Source organism: Paraburkholderia sp. HD33-4, from assembly GCF_021390635.1.
In the GTDB taxonomy this organism is placed as follows: domain Bacteria; phylum Pseudomonadota; class Gammaproteobacteria; order Burkholderiales; family Burkholderiaceae; genus Paraburkholderia.
Window position 1 is genome coordinate 610,096 of sequence record NZ_JAJEJS010000002.1, and the last position, 24,424, is coordinate 634,519.

Sequence of the window (24,424 nt, forward strand, 5' to 3'; positions counted from 1 at the left end):
CGCTAGCTTCGATCGTGCGATACCCGACGATAACCAGCCAATACCCGGCCACTCACGGACGCCCGCCCGCAGATGAAAGAAGAATCGCCGAAAGCCATTTTCTACGCACTCGCCGCCAACTTCGGCATCGCCATATGCAAGTTCGCCGCGGCGGCGTTCACTGGCTCCGGTTCGATGTTCGCCGAAGCGATTCACTCCACCGCCGACTGCGGCAATCAACTGCTGCTGCTATTCGGGCTGCGCGAAGCGCGCAAGCCGGTGAGCCCCTTGCATCCAATGGGCAGCGGCCGCGAAATCAACTTCTATTCGCTGCTGGTTGCGTTGCTGCTGTTTTTCGTCGGCGGTGCGTTTTCGGTGTATGAGGGCGTGCATCGACTGATTGCGCGGGAGCCGTTGCAGTATGCGTTCGTCGCGTTGGCGGTGCTCGGGGTGTCGGTGGTACTCGAAGCGCTCTCGTTGTGGGGCGCGGTCAAGGAGATTCGCAAGACGCATCCGGATAAAAATCTGTGGCGCTGGTTTCGCGAGACGCGCGAATCGGATCTGCTGGTCGTGGCCGGCGAAGATATCGCCGCGCTATTCGGTCTCGCGATCGCCTTCGTCGCGGTGCTATCGACGATGCTGACCGGCAACCCCGTGTATGACGCGCTCGGCTCGGTCGGGGTCGGTCTGCTGCTGATGACGATCGCGTGGCTCGTCGCGCGCGAAGTGAAGTCGATGATCGTCGGCGAATCGGCGAGCCCGGAAGTGCGCGGCGCCATCGACGCGCATCTGCGCGCCCGTCCCGAGATTCGCAGCATCATCAACATGATCACGCTGCAGTGGGGACGTCATGTGGTGGTGGCGGTGCAGGCGGAAATGATCGACTACGCGAGCGGCCGCGCGATGGTCGATGCGATCAACATCATCGAGGCCGATCTACAGGCCACGTTCCCTCAGGTGCGCTGGGTGTTCTTCGAACCGGATGTGCCGCGTAATTAAAAACGTCTTCCATTCATAACGGGCAGCGCGTTCAGCCACCCGGCAATTTTCTTCTCACTGCTTCAATGCTCGTTGCATGCAGATTGTCTTTGCCCGCAACGACTCGTTGAACCGGCGCATCGCACCACGCTGATTGCGCCGCTCTTATCGACATCCCGTTTGCTTGACAGGTCTGAACCCGGAACCTAGTATTCGTCCGGGAATTGGTCATACGAGTATGTAGTAGTCAGGCCACCTACCCAGCTTCCGTCTCAGGCTCCCATAAAAACATGCGTCACATCGGAGATGTCGATGAAAAAAATCAGCCGTGTATTTTCTTCCGTTGTCCTTACTGGTTCCTGTCTGTTTGCTATTGCCGCTCATGCGCAAACACTGGCGACCGGCGATAGCCGAACCGTGACGCAGCCAGCTTATCCCACCGTTTGCACCACGCTCACTGCGCAATTCACGAGTTCCCAACGCGCATCGCCGCCGACCACCGACGACACGAGCCGCCTGCAAGCGGCCTTGAATAGCTGCGCCGGTACGGGCGGCAGCGTCGTGCTGGCGTCTTCGGGTTCGAACAACGCGTTCTATACCGACAGTCTGACGATCAGCGGCGCCGGCATCGTGGTCAACTCGGGCGTCACGTTGTATGGCAACAATAGCTACTCGGGCAACGCGAACCTGCTGTCGTTCTCGGGCACGAATGCGTCGCTGATGGGGCCGGGCACCGTCGACGGCCGCGGCGACATCATCAGCGGAACGCCGCGGCTTGTGCAGGCGAGCAATATCACGAACTTCGTCGTCTATAACGTGACCCTGTCTCAGGCGGCGCATCCGAATCTCTACGTTGAAGGCGGCAGCGGCTTCATCGCATGGAACGTGTCGATTCGCACGCCGGCCACGCGTGCGAATGCCGACGGCATCGACATCGACAGCCTGACCAATGCGACGGTGACCAATTCGGACATCGAAGCCGGCGACGATGGTGTCGCGGTCAAGACGAACTCGGGCAACCTGTCGAACGTCACCGTATCGAACACGAAGCTGCATGGCACGCATGGTTTGTCGGTCGGCAGCATCGCGAAGAACACGGTGTCGAACGTGCTGTTCAAGAACAACTACGTGTACGGCAACGATCTGAGCGGCACGGCCTCGACCGACGCGAACGCGATCAACGTGAAGGCCGATCCGTGTTCGCTGACGGTGCAGCAGGTCAGCTACGTCAATACCTGCATCACCAACGCGAAGCATCTGATCGTGATGGATACCAACTACAGCAGTTGCAGTACCGGCGGCACCCCGACGCTGTCCAACATCATCGTCAATGGCGCTTACTCGACGGCGTCGCTCTCGGGTGCCTATACGAAGATCGACGGACGCAGTTCGAGCTATCCGGTGACAGCGTATCTGGCCAACGTCAGCCTCGATGCGACCGCGCAAAGCGGCGACCAGTACGCGAACGTCGGTCTGTATAACTCGAACGTCACACCGTCCGGCACTGGGGTGAGCACGTCGAGCTTCACGCTGAGCGGCAGCGTGCCGAGTTGCTCGTTCTAACGGTGGAGTAGCGTAGCGGCTAGCGGTGCGGAGGGGCGCGTCATCGGCTTATCCGCATCGTTCTCTCAAACGATCGTCGTCAAGGATCGGCATGCCGGAAAAATGGCTGGGACCTGTTTGCGTGATCTGCGCGGCGGCGCTGGGTCTGTCGACCGGCATGCTGTATTTCCGGCATGCGGCACCTGCAACGGCGGCAGCGACGAACGTCGTCGCGGATAGTCAGAACAACCGGGCTGCGGCGGCTTCAGTCCTCGCGCCCGCAGCCGATGCCGATACTTCGTTGCGCATCTGGCCCGGCGATTCGAGCCTCGCCAACGGTCTAGCGATGACGGACAGCCACGACCTGATCGTCAACGACGCATTGCGTGACCTGGTCGACTTCTTCCTTCTCGAACAGACGGCGGAGGACCGTGCGGAGCAACTGAAGTTGTATCTGAGAACCCGGCTCCGTCCTCCTGCTTCGGAGCAAGCGGTGCAAATCGCCGAGCATTACGTGGCCTATATGAAAGCGCACGACGATCTGCTCGCCGCGCAGAACCTGAGCGCGCAGAATCTGAGTGCATCGAACGTCGACATCAACCGTATCGTGACGTGGCGTCAGCAGCGCGACCAGTTGCGGCAACGGATGCTGGGCGACCAGGTCGTGCAGGCGTGGTATCAGAACGACGATTCGCAATTGACGCAGGCCATCGACGAATGGCGGCAACGAGCGGCCGATCAGGACGGGGTAGCCGCCGCAGGGGAGCAATCGCGTTATCCGGTTCCTCATTGGCAAAACAGCCACGACGAAGAGCAGCACATCCAATACCTGCTCGGACTACTGCAAAAAACGGTGACGAGCTTCAGCGAGCGTAGCCGGGAAGGACAGCATTGGGCCGAGCGCTATTCGAGCTATCAGAACGACGCTCGAAAGATCATTGGCGATGCCAGTCTCGACGCCTCGCAGCGCAACGCGCAGCTTCGGGCATTGCGGGTGAAGTTATTTCCAACGCAAGCCGAACGGCAGCGTGCGCATGAACTGGGACCTTGAACGCTGTGGGCGAGAGAAGACGAGTGAAGGCGAGATGCGGAGAGATGCGGCGAAACGACGTGCGCTGCAATCGCGGGTCGTTCCGCCTGCCCTGACTGGATGCGAGTACGCATGCCGTTGCTTATTTGAACCCCGCCACCGCATGCGGCACGTACAGTTCTTCGAGCCGGCGAATCTCTTCGTCAGTGAGATTCAACGACACTGCGGCGACTGCATCGTCGAGATGATGCAGCCTGGTCGCGCCGACAATGGGCGCGGTAATCGGCTTCTTCTGCAGCACCCACGCTAGCGCGACCTGCGCGCGCGGCACGCCGCGCTCTTTCGCAATCTCGCTGACGCGCTCGACGATACGCCGATCCGCTTCCTGCGTGTGCGCGTACAGTGTGCGGCCGAATTCATCGGTTTCCGAGCGCGCGCTTTCGGTGTCCCAGTCGCGCGTCAACCGTCCGCGTGCCAGCGGACTCCACGGAATCACGCCGATGCCTTCGCTTTCGCACAGTGGCAGCATTTCGCGCTCTTCCTCGCGGTACAGCAGATTCACGTAGTTCTGCATCGTCACGAAGCGCGTCCAGCCATTGCGCTCGGCCACCTGCAGCGCCTTGGCGAACTGCCATGCGTACATCGACGACGCGCCGATATAGCGCGCCTTGCCGGCCTTCACGACATCGTGCAGCGCTTCCATCGTTTCCTCGATCGGCGTGCCGTAGTCCCAGCGATGGATCTGATACAGGTCGACATAGTCGGTACCGAGACGCCGCAGGCTGTGATCGATCTCCGCCATGATCGCCTTGCGCGACAGCCCCGCGCCGTTCGGCCCCGCATGCATGCGGCTATTGACCTTGGTGGCGAGCACGATTTCATCGCGCTTTGCAAAGTCCTTCAGCGCACGGCCAACGATTTCCTCGCTGGTGCCGTCCGAATAGACGTTGGCCGTGTCGAAGAAGTTGATGCCATGATCGAGTGCCTGCTTGATGAAAGGGCGCGCGGCTTCGTCGTCGAGCGTCCAGGCATGCGTGCCGCGCGAGGGCACGCCATAACTCATACAGCCGAGACAGAGACGCGATACATCGAGGCCGGTGCGGCCGAGTTTCACATAATCCATCGTGTTGCTCCTATGGTGAAGCGCACAAACCCGCTGCGAGGGAAGGACCTTCGATTATAGGGAAACGACGGCAAGCGCGTCGTAACAGGCCGCACCCGCTTTCGAACGCTTCAAAGCAAATGCGCCCGCGAAGCCACTCCGCGGGCGCATGACGGCGAGTGCCGTGAACGACAGCTAACGCTCAATGCTGTACCGGACGATACGGTGTCCACACGGGCGTGTCGGTGTCCCAGTTATCGAGTTCCGATGGTGTCATGATGTGCTCCTTGATCAAGAGGCGCGCGGTGCAAGCGCGCCGGGTTCTGAACCAACTGGTTTCAGCCTTTTACTGGGCTTTGGCGACGCGCGTCACTTCGCCATTCGTCCCTTCCTGCAACGCGATGCGCGAGGCTTGCGTCTGGCCGATCAGGCCTTTGTCCGGATACGACGTGCGGTTCAGCGAAGGTAGCGAGCCGTCCCGATACGCGGCGACCAGTTCGGCCTTGACCTCGGCGCGTGTCTTCGTGCTCGCGCTGGGCGCCGGTTGCGTGTCATACGTTCCCGCGCGGCCAATGCCACCGCCGCCTTCCGCGAATGCCGGAACACTGACGAGCAGCGACAGGGCGAGGCCTGCCAACAGATTGCGTTTCATGATTCACTCCTGTCGATTCTTTGGCAGCGCAATCGCGCTGCGACAGGGTGAAATGTAGACGTCGGCGCGATCCGGATAAATCGCGGTTTTGCGAAATGAATTGTCGCGATTCAGGAACAATCGCGGGAAGGGACTTCAATAAGCCGTGCAATCGCACCGTTGCCGCGGCATTGGCGCCGCGGCTGGAATTCACTGTTTCATTTACCGTACTTCATGCGACCCATTCGGTCATCACTGGTGTGTCGAGTGCCGGCGCGGACTCGCGCTCCTCGAACGTGCGCTTCGTGCAGGTGGCGTCGAGACTGCCGCGTCCGCTCAGCAATGGGCAACGATCGAATAGCTCCGCAATCCAGTCTACGAAAACGCGGACTTTCGGCGACAGATGACGACTGTGCGGATAGACTGCCGAAATCGGCATCGGCAAGGGCTTCAACTCCGGCAGTACTTCGACGAGTTGACCCGAGCGCAGATGCGGCAGCACCATGAAGAGCGCCGGCTGAATCAGGCCGAAACCTTCGAGTCCGCAGGTCACGTAGGCATCCGCGTCGTTGACCGACACGATGCTCTTCATCTTCACTTCCACTTCTTTGCCGTTCACGAGGAACGCCCAATCGAGCGTGCGTCCCGTGCGGCTCGAGAAGTAATTGACGGCTTTGTGATTGTCGAGATCTTCGAGCGAAGTGGGCATGCCCGCGCGCTTGATGTAATCGGGTGCCGCGCAGGTCACGCCCTCGAACAGACCGATGCGGCGTGCGACCAGCGACGAATCCTGCAGCGCGCCGACGCGCACCACGCAATCGACGCCTTCCTGCAACAGATCGACGGGCCGGTCGGTCAGGCCAAGTTGCAGATCGATGTCCGGATAGCGCGTGTGGAATTCGCACAGCGCGGGAATCACGAGCAGACGGCCAATCGAGCCCGGCATGTCGATGCGCAGCTTGCCGTGCGGCTTCTTGTTGCCGCTCTGGAAACTCGCCTCGGTCTCTTCGACGTCCGCGAGGATGCGCACGCAGCGCTCGTAGTACGCGGCGCCATCGGGCGTCAGCGACAGACGGCGGGTGGTCCGGTGCATCAGCCGCGTGCCGAGAAACGCTTCGAGGTTCTGAATAATCGTAGTAACCGACGCGCGCGGCAGATCGAGCGTTTCCGCTGCGCGGGTAAAGCTGTTGGTGTCGACGACGCGCGTGAACACTTGCATGGCCTGAAGCCGGTCCATTGCAAACCTCCAGAAGGGGCAGGTGCGCAGGGCGGGAATGGAGTCCGCGAAAACAATCGCAACGGGATTGTTCAAAGGCACCGAATTGTGTTGCCGGATTATAGGCATTTATTTGCGAGTCTGCCGAACCCACAATTCGCACCATTGAAGTTCTATGCGCATTTGCGCGGCTCGACATGGATGCATTGAAATCGCCGTTCCCGCCTGTTTCCACCGGCGTTTTCGCCGAAGACACTGGCGCTGAGGCTAATGGCACGACACTCGAAGTCACCGACGTGGGCATCGATGGGCACGCTCAGCCCATTACGTTGCGCCTGTATCGGCTGACGAAAAAAACCGCATTGCCGGTACTGCTTTATTTTCACGGCGGCGGTTTTACGAAAGGCTCGATCGAATGCGCCGACTTCGCCGCGCGGTATTTCGCAGAACACTTACCGGCGCTCGTCGTGTCGGTCGGCTATTCGCTCGCGCCGCGGTTTCCGTTTCCAGCCGCGCCCGAAGACGCGCATCGCGCGGCACTGTGGGTGCAGACGCGGGCGCGTGCGTTTGGTGGCAATAGCAGAAAGATCGGCGTGGCGGGCCATGACGCGGGCGGTCAACTCGCCAACTGTCTGGCCTTTATCGCGCGCGATCGGGGCGACGTGCAGATCAGCGCGCAGGCGCTGTTCGGCCCGATGCTCGATCCGAGCCTGACGCGGCTGGGCGACGAGAAGCGTCTCGGCTCGGACATCACCGCGCGCGAGTGCGCCGCGTGTTATCGGGCGTATCTGCCGCAAGCGTCGCAGCGCATGCATCCGTATGCGGCGCCGCTCGAGTCGTCGCGGCTCGCCGGCTTGCCGGCCACGCTGATCGCGACGGCGCAGAACGACGTGCTGCACGTCGAGGCCGAAAAGTATGCAAGCAATCTGATCGACGCGGGCGTGCAGACCCAGGTGGTGCGCTTTCCGAGCGTGTCGCACGCGGCGCTCGCCGATCATCCGCCCGCTTTGCAGGAAGCGGTGCGCTTTTTCCAGTGGCGCTTCGATGCGCGCGCTCATCGATAAACAGAAATTCAATCAACGATACCGGGAGCTTCACATGACTATCCTTCCTCTTTCCCGCCGCCGCGTGGCGCTTGCCGCGCTAGTGGTCGTCATTCTCGCCGGGCTCGGCACGTTCGGCGCGATCCGTGTGGACGCACGCTCGCCGGCCGCGCCGACCATCGTGCCGGAAGTCGATGTGGCGACCGTCGTGCAGAAGACGATCACCGACTGGCAGTCCTATTCGGGCCGTCTCGAAGCCGTCCAGAAAGTGGACGTGCGTTCGCAGGTGCCAGGCACGATCGTGTCGGTGAACTTCAAGGACGGCGCGCTCGTGAAGCAGGGCGATACGCTGTTCGTGATCGATCCGCGTCCGTATGCTGCCGAAGTCGATCGCGCGGAAGCGCAGCTCGCGGCCGCGCAGGCGCGCACCGGCTACACGCAAAGCGACTGGGAACGCGCGCAGCGGCTGATCGTCGACAACGCGATCGCCAAGCGTGACTACGACGAGAAGCAGAACGCCGCACGCGAGGCAAGCGCGAACCTGAAGGCCGCGCAAGCCGCGCTCGAAACCGCGCGCATCAACCTCGGCTACACGAAGATCGTCGCGCCGGTGGCGGGCCGCGTATCGCGCGCGGAGATCACGGTCGGCAACGTGGTGTCGGCCGGCGCCAGCTCGGCGCCGCTGACGACGCTCGTGTCGGTGTCACCGATCTACGCGTCGTTCGACGCGGATGAGCAGACCTACCTGCAGTACCTGAGCCGCGCGAAGGACGGCAGCAAGGTGCCGGTCGAACTCGGTCTCGCCGACGAGTCCGGCTACTCGCGCAGCGGCACGATCGAGTCGGTCGACAACCGGCTCGACACGTCCTCGGGCACGATCCGCGTGCGCGCGAAGTTCGACAACGCGGACGGCGCGCTGATTCCGGGCCTCTACGCGCGCGTCAAGGTGGGCGGCAGCGCACCGCATCCCGCGCTGTTGATCGACGATGCCGCGGTCGGTACCGATCAGGACAAGAAGTTCGTGCTGGTCGTCGATCAGGGGAATCACGTCGTGTATCGCGAGATCACGACGGGTTCGATGCAAGGCAATCTGCGCGTCGTCAAGGACGGCTTGAAGGCGGGCGACCGCATCGTCGTCAACGGCGTTCAGCGCGTGCGTCCCGGCGATGCGGTGCGCGCGCACATGGTGCCGATGACGACCGACGACGATCCGAACAGCGCAGCGGTTGCGCAGTCGCGTGCCAAGGCGGATGCCGGCGCGAAGGGCAATTCGTGAACCGCATGCATGTTCCAACGCGCATGCTTCAACGCGCATGGTCCAAAGTTAAGAGCTTCCAATGAACATATCCAAATTCTTCATCGATCGCCCCATTTTTGCAGGCGTGCTATCGGTATTGATCCTGCTCGGGGGCATCATCTCGCTGTTTAAGCTGCCGATCTCCGAGTATCCGGAAGTCGTGCCGCCTTCGGTGGTGGTGCACGCGCAGTATCCGGGCGCGAATCCGAAGGTGATCGCCGAGGCGGTCGCAGCTCCGCTCGAAGAGCAGATCAATGGCGTCGAGAACATGCTGTACATGCAGTCGCAGGCGAATAGCGACGGCAATCTGACGCTGACGGTCACGTTCAAGCTCGGCACCAATCCCGACCTCGCGACGCAGTTGGTGCAGAACCGCGTCAATCAGGCGCTGCCGCGTCTGCCGGAAGACGTGCAGCGGCTCGGCGTGACGACGATCAAGAGTTCGCCGACGCTGACGATGGTCGTGCACCTGATCTCGCCGAACGATCGCTACGACATGACGTATCTGCGCAATTACGCGCTGCTGAACGTGAAGGATCGGCTCGCGCGGATTCAAGGTGTGGGCGAAGTGCAGCTGTGGGGCTCGGGCGACTACGCGATGCGTATCTGGCTCGATCCGCAGAAAGTCGCGCAACGCGGCCTCACCGCAACTGAAGTCGTCAACGCGATTCGCGAGCAGAACATCCAGGTCGCGGCCGGTGTGATCGGTGCGTCGCCGTCGGTGCCGGGCACGCAATTGCAGTTGTCGGTGAATGCGCGCGGCCGGTTGAGGACCGAGAGCGAATTCGGCGACATCATCGTGAAGACCGCGCCCGACGGCGGCGTGACCTATCTGCGCGATATCGCCCGGGTCGAACTCGCGGCGTCGGAATACGGGCTGCGTTCGCTGCTCGACAACAAGCCCGCGGTTGCGCTCGCGATCAACCAGGCGCCGGGCGCCAACTCGCTCGCGATTTCCGAACAGGTGCGCGCGGCGATGAAGGAACTGGCCGTAGACATGCCTGCCGGCGTCGAATACCGGATCGTCTACGACCCGACGCAGTTCGTGCGTTCGAGTATCGAGGCGGTGATCCATACGCTGCTTGAAGCGATCGCGCTGGTCGTGATCGTCGTGATCGTGTTCCTGCAGACATGGCGCGCGTCGATCATTCCGTTGATCGCGGTGCCGGTGTCGATCGTCGGTACGTTCTCGCTGCTGCTGGCGTTTGGTTTCTCGATCAACGCGTTGTCGCTGTTCGGCATGGTGCTCGCGATCGGTATCGTCGTCGACGATGCGATCGTCGTGGTGGAGAACGTCGAGCGCAACATCGAAAGCGGGCTCAGTGCGCGCGATGCGACCTACAAGGCGATGCGCGAAGTGAGCGGGCCGATCATCGCGATTGCGCTGACGCTCGTCGCCGTGTTCGTGCCGCTCGCGTTCATGACGGGTCTGACGGGCCAGTTCTACAAGCAGTTCGCGATGACGATCGCGATCTCGACGGTGATCTCGGCGTTCAATTCGCTGACGCTGTCGCCGGCGTTGTCCGCGCTGCTGCTGCGCAGCCACGGCGAGAAGGAAGACTGGCTCACACGTGTGATGAATCGTGTGCTCGGCGGCTTCTTCAAGCGCTTCAACAAGGTGTTTCATCGCGGTTCGGAAGCCTACGGCCGCGGCGTGACCGGCGTGCTGCGCCGCAAGGGCGCGATGCTCGCGGTGTACGCGATCCTCGTCGGTGCCACCGTGTTGATGGCGCGGATCGTGCCGGGCGGCTTCGTGCCCGCGCAGGACAAGGAGTATCTGATCGCGTTTGCGCAGTTGCCGAACGGTGCGTCGCTCGATCGCACGGAGAAGGTGATCCGCGATATGAGCGCGATCGCGCTGAAGCAGCCGGGTGTCGAAAGCGCGGTGGCGTTCCCCGGTCTGTCGGTGAATGGCTTCACGAATAGTTCGAGCGCGGGCATCGTGTTCGTGACGCTGAAGCCGTTCAAGGAGCGTGGCAGCAAGGCGCTGTCGGCCGGCGCGATTGCCGGTGCGCTGAACCAGCAGTACGGCGCGATCAAGGACTCGTTCGTCGCGGTATTCCCGCCGCCGCCGGTGCTCGGGCTCGGCACGCTCGGCGGCTTCAAGATGCAGCTCGAAGATCACGGCGCACTCGGTTACGCGGAACTCAACAAGGCTGCCGAAGCATTCGTGAAGCGGGCGGCGCAAACACCCGAACTCGGGCCGACGTTCTCCAGCTATCAGATCAACGTGCCGCAACTGAACGTCGATCTAGATCGCGTGAAAGCGAAGCAGCTCGGCGTGCCGGTCACCGACGTGTTCGACACGATGCAGATCTATCTGGGCTCGCTGTACGTGAACGACTTCAACCGTTTCGGCCGCGTGTATCAGGTGCGCGTGCAGGCGGATGCGCCGTTCCGTCAACGCGCCGACGACATCCTGCAACTGAAGACGCGCAATGCGGCGGGCGAGATGGTGCCGTTGTCGTCGCTCGTCACGGTGACGCCTACGTACGGGCCGGAGATGGTGGTGCGCTACAACGGCTACACGGCGGCCGACATCAACGGCGGCCCGGCGCCTGGTTTTTCGTCGGGGCAGGCGCAGGCCGCGGCCGAACGCGTCGCTGCCGAAGTGCTGCCGCGCGGCGTGAAGCTCGAATGGACCGACCTCACGTATCAGCAGATCCTCGCCGGCAACGCGGGCATGTGGGTGTTCCCGATCAGCGTGCTGCTCGTGTTCCTCGTGCTCGCGGCGTTGTACGAAAGCCTGACGCTGCCGCTCGCGGTGATCCTGATCGTGCCGATGAGCGTGCTGTCCGCGCTGACCGGCGTGTGGCTCACCGGTGGCGACAACAACATCTTCACGCAGATCGGATTGATGGTGCTGGTGGGCTTGTCGGCGAAGAACGCGATCCTGATCGTCGAGTTTGCGCGCGAGCTCGAACACGACGGACGCAGTCCGCTGCAGGCGGCAATCGAAGCAAGCCGCTTGCGTCTGCGGCCGATTCTGATGACGTCGATCGCTTTCATCATGGGCGTGGTGCCGCTGGTGCTGTCGAGCGGAGCGGGCTCGGAGATGCGTCACGCGATGGGCATCGCGGTGTTCTTCGGCATGCTCGGCGTCACGTTGTTCGGCCTGATGCTGACGCCGGTGTTCTATGTGGTGCTGCGTACGCTCGCGGGCGGGACGATTCACGTCGCGCAGAAGGATGCGCCGCGCTATGGCGCGCCCGTTACGGACGCCTGAGGAGAAAACAACAATGAAACGCTTTGAATCTCGCTTTGTATCTTTGCGCGGTTGGGGCCGTGCGGCCGCAAGCGGTTTGCTGATTGCACTGCTGGCCGCCTGCTCGGTCGAGCCGACGTACAAGCGTCCCGACGTCGATACGCCGGCGGCGTTCAAGGAAGCGCCCACGGTGGCGACGTCGGCTGCGGCGGAGTCGGGCGCGCCGGCAGGTTCGGCCGCGTCGGCACAAAACAACGGCACGTGGAAAGCGGCCCAGCCCGCCGACGACGCGCTGCGCGGCGAATGGTGGAAGGTGTTCGGCGACCCGCAACTCGACGCGCTCGAAGAGCAGGCCGCCGCGGCGAACCAGGACCTGAAGGCCGCGGCCGCGCGCGTGCAACAGGCACGCGCGGTTACGCAGGCGGCGAAGTCCGACTGGTTCCCGAAGTTCGACGCGGGCTTCGGCCCGACGCGCGAGCGTGCGTCGGCGGCGTCGCAGTTCCTGCCGGAAAGCGCGGGGGGAACGACGGGTACGATCTGGCGCGCGCAGGTTGGCGCGTCGTATGAAGCGGATCTGTTCGGGCGCGTCAGCTCGAACGTGAACGCGTCGCGCTCGGACGAGCAGCAGAGCGAAGCGCTGTTCCGTTCGGTGCAGCTGTCGTTGCAGGCCGACGTCGCGCAGAACTACTTCCAGTTGCGCGAGCTCGATACGGACCAGGACCTGTATCGCCGCACCGTCGCGTTGCGCGAAGACACGCTGAAGCTCGTCCAGCGGCGCTTCAAGGAAGGCGATATCAGCGAGCTGGACCTGTCGCGCGCGCGTAACGAGCTCGCCAGCGCGCGTGCCGATGCGGTCGGCGTCGCGCGGCAACGCGCGGCCTCGGAGCATAGTCTCGCGATTCTGCTCGGCAAGCCGCCCGCGGATTTCACGTTCGCGGAAGAACCGCTCGCGCCGGTGACGGTGCGCGTGCCGCCCGGTCTGCCGTCGGCGCTGCTCGAACGCAGGCCTGACATCGCGGCAGCGGAACGCGCGATGCAGGCAGCGAATGCGCGCGTCGGGCTCGCGAAGTCGGCGTTCTTCCCCAAGCTCGACATCACCGGCGCGTTCGGCTTTGAATCGGCGACGCTCGGCGATCTGTTCATGTGGTCGAGCCGCGCGTTCATCCTCGGCCCGCTCGCGGGTACCGCGCTGACGGTGCCGATCTTTGACGGTGGCCGTCGCAAGGCCAATCTCGCCCAGGCCCGTTCGAAGTACGACGAGGACGTCGCGCAATATCGCCAGCAGGTACTCGTCGCGTTCCGTGAGGTCGAGGACAATCTCGCCGATCTGCGCCTGCTCGACGATCAGATGCGCGAGCAGAACGACGCGGTCGATGCGTCGCAGCGCGCCGCGCATCTGTCGCGCACGCAGTACACGGAGGGCGCGGTCAGCTATCTCGACGTGATCGATGGCGAGCGGCAGGTGCTGCAGACGCAATTGCAGGCGAGCCATCTGGCGGGCACGCAGGCGGTCTCGACCGTGAATCTGATTCGCGCGCTCGGTGGCGGTTGGGGCGAGGTGGCGGCGGGGGATACGGCGGTGGGGGCGGCGCCGGCGCCGGCTGGTGCCGCCGGAGGCACGGTGGCCTCGCTGGCTGCGGCTTCCGGCACCACGGCTGGAGCTGCATCGGTTTCAGCGCAACAGCAGGTGGCGAAGCGCTGAATTCTTGACCCTGTTGGCAAGCGCTTCATCGACTTGCGTCGCTTTTGTCTTTAGTCAGTCTACTAATGGCCGCAGCCACCGCTGCGGCCATTTTTTTGCCGCTCGCCGAAAGCCGATTCGCATCGGTAATTTCTTTCAGCGGAGATCGATCGATACGCCTTCTCAGGGATCAACCGCCTTGAACAGACGATTCTTGTCGAGCGTGACCGGATCGGGCATCTTCTCCGCGCCTTCCGCGAGCAGCGGCGGGGTGGCGTCCTCCAGCGCGCGCCCGGTATAGCGGCTTCGTGGCCGTATGACCTTGCCCACCCGGAGCTGCTCGATGCAATGCGCGAGCAGGCCCACGCTTCTGGCCGTGGCGAACAATGCGAACGACGTATCGCGTGGTAACGCCAGCTGTGCCGACAGGGCCGCAAGCGCGACGTCGATATTCGGCTGGAGCCCTGTCAGCTCCACCACCCTGTTGATGAACGAGACGAGCTCCCGAGGTGGATTCAGCACTTCGAGCAATGCGGCCGCGCGCGGATCGCCGTCCGGATAGAGATGATGTCCGAACCCCGGGATAGGCATGGCCGACTGCAGGTGATGGGCGACCACGTGTTCCGCACCGAGTCTTCCGACATCGTCGAACACGGCCCGCACGCGGCCCGACGCATCGCCATGCAGCGGGCCCGACAAGGTCGCGAGGCCGGTGAGCAGGCATCCCGGCAACGATGCACCGGTGGAGGCAGTGATCCTGGCGGCGAAGGCCGAACTCGTTATCTCGTGGTCGGCCACGAGGACCATCGCACGGCGAATGAGTTCGGCGGCATCGCGGTCCTGGCCCCAACCGAGCGCGAGTCGTTCATGTGTCCATGGTGCATTTGCGTCACACTGCGCGCCAAACGCTTGCGCGATCAGCGCTACGAGCCGGCCAGCTTCGACATGCAGTGCGCTGTCCGTGCGCCCGAGGATCGAGTGCCCGCTGGCCGCGAGCGCCGCCAGCGAGGTGAACGCGCATTGCCTGCCGCGCTCGTCGCCCTGCAGCGGCAGATCACCGGCTTCGAAGGAAACCGGCCCGCGCGCATTCCAGAGAATGGCAGCCACCTCCTCAAGCGTCGCCGTGTTCGAAAGCCGGATGCTATCCCGTCCCCGGTAATACGGCCGGCCCTTTGAGAACGTGGTGATGCCGCTGTAAATGCAGGGCTCCGCGCCGAATATCATCCCGGCGGCGAGCGCCTCGCGCTTGCGTCCCACCTGTTTTTTTCGACACAGACCGGCGACGTCCTCCGCGCGATAGAGGCTCTTGCGCGGGTCGCGCGGATCCGTCATGACCGCGATGGTCCCCCGGCTTACGTACGCATAGACAGTCTGCGCCTGCACTCCGAGTTGTCGAGCCGCTTCGGTCAGAGTGATCCAGTTTCGCATGGGATGGCAGGCAGGTAATGCTGCGCAACGCGGCAGCTGAGGAGTGACGATGCGGATCGCGCGTGGCATGCAAGCGCGACCGAGCTAGCGCCAATGGTGACGTTTTTTCACGTAAAAGTCATCTCTGCGGGCCGCCGCTCCAGAATCTCGACGAGGATGTCGCCCGGCGATCGCACGAAGCAGGCTCTGACACCTGCGCGTACCTGCTTGATCGGCTCCACGATTTCCGCGTCGCAGCGCAACAGATGCTCGAACGCAGCGTCGAGATCGTCCACGACCACGCCAAAATGATCGATGCCTTGCCTTCGATCGCCATGAGGTAGCCGGCCAGTTTGCGCGTTCGCCAGCGGCGTGATGAAAAGATTGATGCCGCCGATGCGCAGGTCCACTCGCCCCGGCCGCCGCACGATTTCGGCGTTCAGGCAGCGCGCAAACCAGGCAGCGGTCGCTTCGGCATCCGCCGAGCAAAGTTGCAGATGATCCCACTTGAATTCAATCATTCGTTTTCTCTGGATAGGCGAAAGCGTCACAGTTCGATGCGGGACAGTTTCCCCAGCAACACGGAGTAGGAGAGCGCGCCGAGCAGGCAGATCGCGCCCATCAGATTGAGAGCCCAATAGAAATGGCCGGTATGGTGGGTGATGTAGCCGATCATCAGCGGCGTGGTGACGCCCGCGATATTGGCTGCGAGACTGGTGATGCTGCTCGTCAGTCCCACGTACTGGCGAGGCGCTATTTCGGAGACGGCGGCCCACGACATCGACCCGACGCCCTGTGCGAAGAACGCGATCGTCAGGATCGCGATCACCGCCTCGTTCGACTCGACGAAGTTGACGAGCACGATCGATGCGCCGAGCAGCGTGCCGATGATGAGCGGTGCCTTGCGCGCAGTGGAAATCGACACCCCGCGCCGGATGAAAAAATCCGAAAGAGAGCCCGCGAGAAGAATCCCGAGCGTCGCGCCGATAAAGGGCAGCGCCTGAAAGATCCCGACCTTGATGATCGACATGTGACGCGCTTCGATCAGATAAGTCATGAACCACGTGGTGAAGAAGACCAGCAAGGTGTTATTGCAGAACTTGCCAAGACAGATAGCAAGAATTTGCCGGTAGCTGAGCAGCTTGAGCGCCATGCGCCAGTCGAATTTCTCGCGTGGCTTGCGCGCCGTCGCAATGCCGTCATTGATGTACTGCAGCTCGGCGGCATTGACGCCCGCGTGCTGATGCGGGTCGCGATACACCCGGTACCAGAGAAGACTGAACAGGATGCCGAAGCCGCCCGTCACGAAGAACACCGTGCGCCAGCCATACGCGGCGGAAATCCACAACAACAGGCCGGTAAACAAGGGGGTGCCGATGTACTGCCCCATGACGTAGACACTGGTTGCGAAGCCGCGCTCTCTGGCGGGAAACCACAACGTTACGGCGCGCGCGTTCGAAGGGAAGGCGGGTGCCTCCAGTGCGCCGATGGCGAGCCGCGATCCGAGCAGCATGTGATAGCCGGTCGCGAGACCCTGCGTCAGCGTGGCGAACGACCAGCCGACGAGAGACAGTGCATACGCGACGCGCGAGCCGAGAACGTCGGTCAGCACGCCGCCGGGCAAGAGAGCAATGGAATAGGCAAGGCCGAATGCCGCAAACAGCTCACCCATCTGCATCCTGTCGAGCGCTAGCCCTTTCGACAGACCCGGTGCAACGATGCCTAGCGCCGAGCGGTCCACGTAGTTGAGGATGGTGGCCACGAGCAACATCGAGAGCACGACATACCGGACCCTGGAGCGCTTCGCGGTATCCGCATAGGCCGGGTTCCGCGGCGGCAAGGTTTGTTCCTCTACGACTTTCATCGGTGTCTCCTTGACATTGGCCTGTTGTTTTTCTTTTGGCGAAAGCGCGATTTATCCGCGACCGACGAACGGCATCGCGCTCGCCATGATGGTCATGTTGAGCACGTTGGCTTCGAGCGGAAGGCTGGCCATGTGCACGACTGCATTCGCAACATGCGTCACGTCCATTCTTGCTTCGGGTGCCAGGCGGCCATCCGCTTGCAATACGCCCCGGTTCATACGTTCCGTGAGCGATGTTGCCGCGTTGCCGATATCGATCTGTCCGCACGCGATGTTGAAAGCACGTCCGTCCAGCGCAATCGATCTGGTGATGCCGGTGACCGCATGTTTGGTCGCCGTATAGGCGATGGTATGCGGCCGCGGCGAGTGGGCCGAGATCGATCCGTTGTTGATGATTCGTCCGCCTTGCGGGGACTGCGCTTTCATCAAGCGATAAGCTGCGCGGGCGCAGAGGAACACGCCGGTCAGATTGGTGGCCACGACATCGTTCCAGAAGTCGACCTCGTAGTCTTCCAGCGGGACGGCCCCGGCGTTACGGCCCGCGTTGTTGAAGAGCACGTCGAGCCGGCCAAATGTCTCGGCGATCTGTGAAAACGCGTGCTCGACCGAGGCTGCATCGGCGACGTCGGCCTGAAACACATGCGCTTCTCCGCCGGCGCTGCCGATCGCTTCCTTCGTCTCCAGCAGCGGTTCCGCTCTGCGCCCGATGAGCGCGACGGCGAATCCGGCGTTGGCGAGCGCCATGGCGGCGGCGCGGCCGATGCCGGAGCCGGCGCCGGTAACGGCCGCAAATTTCTTCGGTGCAGACATTTCACTTCCTCTCGACGAGTCAATTGAAGATGGGAAGCAGGTTTGCATTCTTGCCATCCGTCGAGCAATCTTGATTCATCGAATCAACATCTGAGCGCCTTGCGGATGGGGATCGCACCAGGGTTTTCCTGATCCGCGCGTTGGCGGCGGCGAGACTGACGAGGGGGGTGGAGGGAAGGGATCGCCGGGTGCGGCGTGGACCGGGACGACTCAGGGATCCATCCTTGCCGAGGAGTTGATTCATCCAATCAACATTGACGGCCCAACTTGCGGTTTCGTAGTCTCTCGACGTCTGTCCACCAAGGAAAAACCATGTCGAAAGATAACCGTACCAGGCTGTTGATCGCGCGAAAAGTCCCCACGGCCGTAGCGAAACGCGCCGAGACCGAATTCCATGCCTTCGTGACCGAGTCCGATATGGACTCATGGTCGGTCGTCGACTTCTGCAAGCAGCACGACGTGCCCGCCGTACTGATCGGCAAGAAGTCCGGGTTGCAAGCGGAGCACATTGCCGCGCTACCTTCGACGGTCAGGATCATTGCGAACGCGAGCGCGGGCTTCGATCACATGGATGTACCCGCGGCCCGGGAAAGGGGAATCGTTGTCACGAATGCACCCGATGCATTGACCGAATGCACGGCCGATTTTTCCATGCTGCTCCTGCTGGCGGCTTCCCGGCGCGCATCCGAGTACGAACGAATCATGCGTAACGGTTGGGGCAAATCGTTCGGCATGACCGAAATGCTGGGGACGAGGGTCAACGGCAAGACGCTCGGCATCGTCGGATTCGGGCGTATCGGACGAGCGGTTGCGAAGCGTGCGCAGGGATTCGGCATGCGCGTGATCTACACGGACATCAACCGTGCGGCTGAGCCGTTGGAAAACGGCGCGACGTACTACGCCAGCCTCGCCGACATGCTGCCGCACTGCCAGGTGCTTACGCTGCACGTGCCGGGTGGCGGCGTCCCGCTCATGACCAGACATGAGTTTGGACTGATGCCCCGGGGTGCGGTGTTCGTCAACGCAGCGCGTGGCGGCCTGGTGGACGAAGATGCGCTATATGAAGCGCTGACTTCGGGACATCTGTCCAGCGCGGGTCTGGACGTGTATCGGAACGAGCCCAACGTCGACAAGCGTTTCGCGGCGCTCGACAACGTGTTTCTGACACCCCACATGGCCAGCGCCACGATCGAGACTCGCGATCAGATGGGTTTCACGGCGCTGGACAACGTCGCCGCCGTGCTGGATGGCCGATCCGCCTTGAATCCGGTCTGAGGCTCGACCTCGCGAATCAGAACTCTCGGGGCCGCGCGGCGCAATCAGGGGGCAACCGCTAGAATTGCGGTTTTAGCCCGGAATATGCCAATGTCTTTTGCCTCGCTTGGCCTGATCGATCCCTTGCTGCGTAATGTGCAGGACCTCAATTACCAGTCACCTACGCCGGTGCAGGTCAAGGCGATTCCTGCTGTGCTCAGTGGCAAGGACGTCATGGCTGCGGCACAAACCGGCACTGGCAAAACGGCGGGTTTTGCGCTGCCGCTGTTGCAGCGGCTGGTGCAACACGGCCCGGCGGTGTCCAGCAACCGCGCGCGTGTTCTGGTGCTGGTGCCCACGCGTGAACTGGCCGAACAGCTGCTGCAAAGCTTTATCGTTTACGGCAAAGGTCTCGATTTGCGATTTCTGGCCGCCTACGGCGGTGTGAGTATCAACCCGCAGATGATGAAGTTGCGCAAAGGCGTGGATGTGCTCGTTGCCACGCCGGGCCGCTTGCTGGATCTCAATCGCCAGAACGCGGTGCAGTTCGATCAGGTACAAACGCTGGTGCTGGATGAAGCCGACCGCATGCTGGATCTCGGCTTTGCGCGCGAACTCAACGCCGTCTTCGCTGCGTTGCCCGCTCAGCGCCAGACCCTGCTGTTCTCCGCCACGTTTACCGACGACATCCGCGCGATGGCGGCGGGCATCCTGCGCGGCCCGGTCAATATCAGCGTCAGCCCGCCCAATGCCACGGCCAGCAAGATCAAGCAGTGGGTGGTGCCGGTGGATAAAAGGAACAAGCCCGACCTCTTCATGCACCTTGTGGCTCAGAACAACTGGGAGCACGCGCTGGTGTTCGTCAAAACCCGCAATGGCGTGGATTACCTGGCGGCCATGCTGGATGAAGCGGGCTATGCGGTCGACACCATCCACGGCGACAAACCGCAACCCGCGCGCCTGCGTGCGCTGGAGCGTTTCAAGACGGGCGAAGTACAAATGCTGGTAGCCACCGATGTGGCTGCGCGCGGGCTGGATATCGACGACCTGCCGCTGGTGATCAACGTCGATCTGCCGATCGTCGCACAAGACTACGTGCACCGGATTGGCCGTACCGGCCGCGCGGGCGCCAGTGGCGTGGCGGTGTCCCTCGTGTGTGCCGATGAAGCGCCGCAACTGGCCGCGATCGAAGCGCTGATCCGGCAAACGCTGCCCCGTGAAGAAGAGCCGGGTTTTGAAGCCGAACACCGCGTGCCGGAAACTAGCGCGACGGGCCAGCTCATCAAGAAACCCAAAAAGCCCAAGAAGCCCAAAGTGCCGCAGGCTTCGCCGGGCGCGAGGCAGGTGCTCGGCGGAAAACCGCGCCCGCAAAGCGGCGAACCCAAACGCAAGCCTGCGGCGCAGCGCGCCGTGGCCGGGAGTAAAGGCACAAGCTTGTCGGGCGGTAGTCCATTCAGCGTGCAAAAGCCACGCGGCAAACCCGCCAGCAAGCCAGCTGCGAGTTCACATAAGCCTGCTGGCAAACCCGCTGGTGGTCGCGGCAAACGCCAACCCTGATCCGTGGGACTGAGTCACGCCAGTCCTGATCATGCATATCGTTTTTCGCGCTTTGCTTGTGCAAATCGCTTCGTAGACCACGCGCGCGCGGCTTCCTATCATCGTCCGATCCAGCCAACGACGACCCCAGGGCAAGCCAGTGACTTTCGTGGATGACGGCATCGAGCAGATTCGCGAGCAGCGGCATCAGGATTGCGCACGCGATCTCACCACACTGTTGGCCGCGTTGCGCGCGAGCGCCGCGCAACGCGATCGCGAAGGCGGCCACGCCGCGCAGCAGAAGCAATGGATCGCCGACGCGGGTCTGCTGACGCTCGCCGTGCCGCGCGAATTCGGCGGCGCCGGCGCGCGCTGGTCCGCGATTTACGACGTGGTGCGTGAGATCGCGCGCGTCGATAGCGCGCTCGCGCATCTGTTCGGCTTCACCTGCCTGCAGGTGGTCAGCATCGACCTATGGGGCAATCCCCGCCAACGCGACAAATATCTGCGCGGCACCGTCGAGCATCGCTGGTGGTGGGGCAATGCGGTAAATCCGCTCGACACGCGTCTCATCGCCACCTCAACGAACGATGGCGGCTACCTGCTCGACGGCCAGAAAGGCTTCTGTTCCGGTACGCGCGGCTCGCAGATGATGACCGTGTCCGCGCACGATCCGTCGACCGGCAAACCCGTGTTCGCGGCGCTGCCGACCACGCGCGAAGGCATCACCGTTCACGACGACTGGAACCCGATCGGCCAGCGGCAGACCGACAGCGGCAGCGTGTCGTTCGCGCGCGTCAGGGTCGAACCGCATGAACTGCTCGAACGACCCGACACGCCGCACGCGAGCCTGCGCACACTGATCTCGCAACAGGTGCTGACCAATCTGTTCGTCGGGATTGCGCAGGGTGCGCTCGAAGCAGCGCGAGCATACGTGCACGAACATGGCCGACCGTGGATCGCCTCCGGCGTCGCCAAAGCAACCGACGATCCCTATCTGATCCAGCGCTTCGGCGAAATGCATCTACAAACGGTCAGCGCAGAAGCGCTGGCCGCGCGCGCCGCCAACGCGCTCGACGACGCGTGGCAACGAAGGGCATCGCTCGATGCCGAGGGCCGCGCGCGAGTCGCGCTCGCAACCTCGGAAGCGAAGATCGTCGCGCATCGGGCGGCACTCGACATCGGCGAAAAGCTCTTCGACGCGTGCGGCGCCCGCGCGACGCACGCTCCGCTCGCGCTCGATCGCTTCTGGCGCAATGCGCGCGTGCACACGCTGCACGATCCGCTCGACTACCGCGTGCGTGACGTCGGCCGCTACGCGCTCAGCGGGACATTGCCGGAAGTTTCTCTGTACACTTGAGGCCGGTTGCGGCGCTCCAGCGCGGCGTCGCGTCGATTCCCCTCGAGAGATCTCCGGCTTGCCGTTCAAACTACCAACCACCGCGACCGCGCCGTTCTGCCCGTCCGAGGTACAGGGCTCGGTCGCCGTCTCCGCAGGCGCACCGTTCTGGAAGAAGATTCTGCAATTCGCGGGGCCCGGCCTGCTCGTATCGATCGGCTATATGGACCCGGGCAACTGGGCCACCGCGATCGAAGTCGGTTCGCGCTTCGGCTACAGTCTGCTGTTCGTCGTGCTGCTGTCGAGCCTCGCGGCGATGGCGCTGCAATGCCTGAGCATGCGCCTCGGCATCGCGACCGGGCGCGACCTCGCGCAACTGTCGAGCGCGCGCTATTCGCCGCGCGTCGCGCGTGCGCAATGGCTGCTCGCGGAGCTGTCGATCATCGCCTGCGATCTCGCTGAAGTACTCGGCGGCGCGCTCGCGTTTCATCTGCTGTTCAACTGCTCGCTGACCATCGGCGTGTTGCTCACCGCGTTCGACACGCTGATCGTGCTCGGCCTCAAGGGCAAGAATTTTCGCGACCTCGAAGCGATCATGCTGGGGCTGATCGCGACGATCGGCGTCGGCTACATCATCGAGCTTGCGCTGGTGAGGCCGCATTGGCCGTCGGTCGCGCAGGGGCTGATTCCGTCGTGGCAGGCGTTGAATTCGCGCGAGCCGATGTATCTCGCGATCGGCATTCTCGGCGCGACGGTGATGCCGCATAACCTGTATCTGCACTCGTCGATCGTGCAGACTCGCGCGGTGAAGCGCGATCCGCCCAGCATCCGTTCGGCGATCGGCCTGTCGCGGATCGACACGATCGCGTCGCTCGTGATCGCGGCGCTGATCAACATGGCCATCCTGATTCTCGCGGCCGCCGCGTTTCATGCGACCGGCCACAACCAGGTCACGCAGATCGAGGACGCCTACCGGCTGCTCGCACCGATCGTCGGCACCGGCTTCGCCGCGTTCCTGTTCGCGATCACGCTGCTCGCGTCGGGTCAAAGCTCGACGTTCACCGGCACGGTAGCGGGGCAGGTGATCATGGAAGGCTTCCTGAAGATGAAGATTCCGTGCTACCAGCGGCGCTTGATCACGCGAGCGCTCGCGCTGATTCCGGCGCTGATCGGCGTGCGGATGCTCGGCAATGGCGCGGTTGGCCAACTGCTCGTTGCGAGTCAGGTCGTGCTGAGCCTGCAGCTGCCGTTCGCGCTTTATCCGCTGATCCGCATGACGGGCGACCGCTCGCTGATGGGCGAATTCGCCAACACGCTGCCGACGCGCGTGCTCGCGTGGACGCTGTTCGTCGCGATCAGCGTGGCGAATCTGTGGCTCGTCGTGCAGACGGTGGGGTTGGCCGGTTGAACTGAACGGCGGCGGAGATTTGAGCGTCGGTTTGCCGGCTTTCGCGTCCGCCTGCCCAGCGTGAAGGCGAAAAAAAACCGCGCAGTTTAAACACTGCGCGGAATCATTTGAGCTTCGGATTGAATCGGGCCGACCTCGTTTCGCGACAGCCGAATCGATCGGTCAGGCGGCCTGCGCGACCTGCGCCGCACCGAGCGCTTCCTGGCGCGCGGCGGCTGCCTTCTTCGTCTTGCCGGCGCGCGACGGCGGCTGGCATGCGCCGCATACGACGTTGTGCTGCAGGTCGTGCTTGTGCGCGACGAACTTGCCGGTACAACGGCAGCATTTGGTCAGCTGCAGGATGTCCGCGTCGAAGAAGCGCACGAGCGTCCATGCACGCGTCAGATCGAGCACCGGTTCGGTTTCGCTGTGCTGACAATGTTCGAGATACAACCGATATCCCTTGGTCAGCGCATCCAGATGCGAGCAGCGCGCCTCGTTCTTCAGGAACAGGTACGTGTTATAGAACAGCGACGCGTGAATGTTCGCGAGCCACGTCATGTACCAGTCCGCCGAAAACGGCAGCATGCCTTTGGGCGGCGATACGCCCTTGACCTCGCGATACAGGCGGATCATTCGGTCGCGCGACAGCGTCAGTTCGCTCTCGAGCACCTGCATGCGGGCGCCGAGCTCGATCAGTGCGATCGCGCGGAATACTTCCTGTGCGTCTTCGGTCAGGCTTCGCTTGAGCATTGCAGTCACCTCGATCAGGCAAATTGCTCGGCGGGCTGGCCTGCAAGCAGGATCGCCGTATGGGTCGGTGCAACTGCGGCGTGCTTGGTCGTTTGCGTCAACGCCGACAGCATCGCGTGGTCATTGAAGCGGAAGAAGCACAAAAGCTGGTCGGAAGCGGCCAGCTTGACGATCTGCGCGAGCGACAGCCCGGCAAGCAAGTCAGCCAGTTCCGACGACAGTCCCAGGCGGAACATTCCGACCGGTTTGTCCTCGCGCAACATGCGTTGCGCAAGCATGATGTAAGACAAATTAATTTCGCGGATTGAATCCAGCGTCTCGCTGCTACGGTCCATTTTTTCTGTTTCCGAAGCCCCGAATTACTATGTCG

General features: G+C 62.9%; 20 protein-coding genes. 11 read left to right on the forward strand and 9 right to left on the reverse strand.

Features of this window, described 5'->3' with window-relative positions:
* Positions 1 to 72: 72 nt before the first annotated feature.
* The 3 genes from L0U84_RS22700 (at position 73) to L0U84_RS22710 (ending at position 3,550) form a co-directional block, all read left to right on the forward strand.
* The gene (locus L0U84_RS22700; protein WP_233852849.1) at positions 73 to 978 is read left to right on the forward strand and encodes a cation diffusion facilitator family transporter; all 906 of its coding nucleotides are present in this window, start codon (positions 73 to 75) and stop codon (positions 976 to 978) included.
* 291 nt (positions 979 to 1,269) lie between these two features.
* Positions 1,270 to 2,520, forward strand: coding sequence for a glycosyl hydrolase family 28 protein (locus L0U84_RS22705; RefSeq protein ID WP_233852851.1), 1,251 nt, complete (start codon positions 1,270 to 1,272; stop codon positions 2,518 to 2,520).
* A 91-nt stretch (positions 2,521 to 2,611) separates the two neighbouring features.
* Complete coding sequence (locus tag L0U84_RS22710) at positions 2,612 to 3,550, forward strand: hypothetical protein (RefSeq protein ID WP_233852853.1); 939 nt, start codon at positions 2,612 to 2,614, stop codon at positions 3,548 to 3,550.
* A gap of 121 nt (positions 3,551 to 3,671) precedes the next feature.
* Here the strand turns inward: L0U84_RS22710 and L0U84_RS22715 are convergent, their stop codons facing one another.
* The 3 genes from L0U84_RS22715 to L0U84_RS22725 form a co-directional block, all read right to left on the reverse strand.
* On the reverse strand, positions 3,672 to 4,652 hold the full coding sequence (locus L0U84_RS22715; protein WP_233852855.1) for an aldo/keto reductase: 981 nt from the start codon (positions 4,650 to 4,652) through the stop codon (positions 3,672 to 3,674).
* Positions 4,653 to 4,977: 325 nt separating this feature from the next.
* On the reverse strand, positions 4,978 to 5,283 hold the full coding sequence (locus L0U84_RS22720) for a DUF4148 domain-containing protein (RefSeq protein WP_233852860.1): 306 nt from the start codon (positions 5,281 to 5,283) through the stop codon (positions 4,978 to 4,980).
* Positions 5,284 to 5,494: 211 nt separating this feature from the next.
* Positions 5,495 to 6,499 (reverse strand): LysR family transcriptional regulator, encoded by a 1,005-nt coding sequence (locus tag L0U84_RS22725; protein WP_233852863.1) that lies wholly within the window; start codon positions 6,497 to 6,499, stop codon positions 5,495 to 5,497.
* A gap of 176 nt (positions 6,500 to 6,675) precedes the next feature.
* On the opposite strand from L0U84_RS22725, the gene L0U84_RS22730 reads away from it, so the two are divergent.
* The 4 genes from L0U84_RS22730 (at position 6,676) to L0U84_RS22745 (ending at position 13,725) form a co-directional block, all read left to right on the forward strand.
* Entirely contained in the window at positions 6,676 to 7,542 is an 867-nt protein-coding gene (locus L0U84_RS22730) for an alpha/beta hydrolase (protein WP_233852865.1), read from the forward strand.
* Between the two features lie 34 nt (positions 7,543 to 7,576).
* Positions 7,577 to 8,797 (forward strand): efflux RND transporter periplasmic adaptor subunit, encoded by a 1,221-nt coding sequence (locus L0U84_RS22735; RefSeq protein ID WP_233852867.1) that lies wholly within the window; start codon positions 7,577 to 7,579, stop codon positions 8,795 to 8,797.
* Between the two features lie 61 nt (positions 8,798 to 8,858).
* Entirely contained in the window at positions 8,859 to 12,044 is a 3,186-nt protein-coding gene (locus L0U84_RS22740) for an efflux RND transporter permease subunit (protein ID WP_233852868.1), read from the forward strand.
* 13 nt (positions 12,045 to 12,057) lie between these two features.
* Positions 12,058 to 13,725, forward strand: coding sequence for an efflux transporter outer membrane subunit (locus L0U84_RS22745; RefSeq protein ID WP_233852870.1), 1,668 nt, complete (start codon positions 12,058 to 12,060; stop codon positions 13,723 to 13,725).
* Between the two features lie 162 nt (positions 13,726 to 13,887).
* Here the strand turns inward: L0U84_RS22745 and L0U84_RS22750 are convergent, their stop codons facing one another.
* From L0U84_RS22750 to L0U84_RS22765, 4 genes are all read right to left on the reverse strand, one after another.
* Positions 13,888 to 15,132: a citrate synthase family protein gene (locus L0U84_RS22750; protein ID WP_233856691.1), complete on the reverse strand. Its 1,245-nt coding sequence runs from the start codon at positions 15,130 to 15,132 to the stop codon at positions 13,888 to 13,890.
* Positions 15,133 to 15,239: 107 nt separating this feature from the next.
* Entirely contained in the window at positions 15,240 to 15,632 is a 393-nt protein-coding gene (locus L0U84_RS22755) for a VOC family protein (RefSeq protein ID WP_233852871.1), read from the reverse strand.
* A gap of 26 nt (positions 15,633 to 15,658) precedes the next feature.
* Positions 15,659 to 16,975: an MFS transporter gene (locus L0U84_RS22760; protein ID WP_233852872.1), complete on the reverse strand. Its 1,317-nt coding sequence runs from the start codon at positions 16,973 to 16,975 to the stop codon at positions 15,659 to 15,661.
* A 51-nt stretch (positions 16,976 to 17,026) separates the two neighbouring features.
* Positions 17,027 to 17,785 (reverse strand): SDR family oxidoreductase, encoded by a 759-nt coding sequence (locus tag L0U84_RS22765; protein WP_233852873.1) that lies wholly within the window; start codon positions 17,783 to 17,785, stop codon positions 17,027 to 17,029.
* A 312-nt stretch (positions 17,786 to 18,097) separates the two neighbouring features.
* Here L0U84_RS22765 and L0U84_RS22770 point away from each other — a divergent pair, with 312 nt between their 5' ends.
* From L0U84_RS22770 to L0U84_RS22785, 4 genes are all read left to right on the forward strand, one after another.
* Positions 18,098 to 19,060 (forward strand): 2-hydroxyacid dehydrogenase, encoded by a 963-nt coding sequence (locus tag L0U84_RS22770; RefSeq protein WP_233852875.1) that lies wholly within the window; start codon positions 18,098 to 18,100, stop codon positions 19,058 to 19,060.
* Positions 19,061 to 19,150: 90 nt separating this feature from the next.
* Entirely contained in the window at positions 19,151 to 20,596 is a 1,446-nt protein-coding gene (locus L0U84_RS22775) for a DEAD/DEAH box helicase (RefSeq protein WP_233852878.1), read from the forward strand.
* A 148-nt stretch (positions 20,597 to 20,744) separates the two neighbouring features.
* Positions 20,745 to 21,935, forward strand: a complete 1,191-nt coding sequence (locus L0U84_RS22780; protein WP_442794082.1) for an acyl-CoA dehydrogenase family protein — start codon at positions 20,745 to 20,747, stop codon at positions 21,933 to 21,935.
* 58 nt (positions 21,936 to 21,993) lie between these two features.
* Positions 21,994 to 23,322 carry an Nramp family divalent metal transporter gene (locus L0U84_RS22785; protein ID WP_233852880.1) on the forward strand — a complete coding sequence of 443 codons (1,329 nt, stop codon included), beginning with the start codon at positions 21,994 to 21,996 and terminating at the stop codon, positions 23,320 to 23,322.
* A gap of 162 nt (positions 23,323 to 23,484) precedes the next feature.
* Here L0U84_RS22785 and flhC read toward each other — a convergent pair whose 3' ends face one another.
* On the reverse strand, positions 23,485 to 24,054 hold the full coding sequence (flhC, locus tag L0U84_RS22790) for a flagellar transcriptional regulator FlhC (protein WP_129957099.1): 570 nt from the start codon (positions 24,052 to 24,054) through the stop codon (positions 23,485 to 23,487).
* Between the two features lie 14 nt (positions 24,055 to 24,068).
* A complete protein-coding gene (flhD, locus tag L0U84_RS22795; RefSeq protein ID WP_233852881.1) occupies positions 24,069 to 24,389 on the reverse strand; it encodes a flagellar transcriptional regulator FlhD in 321 nt (106 codons plus the stop codon).
* Positions 24,390 to 24,424: the final 35 nt, after the last annotated feature.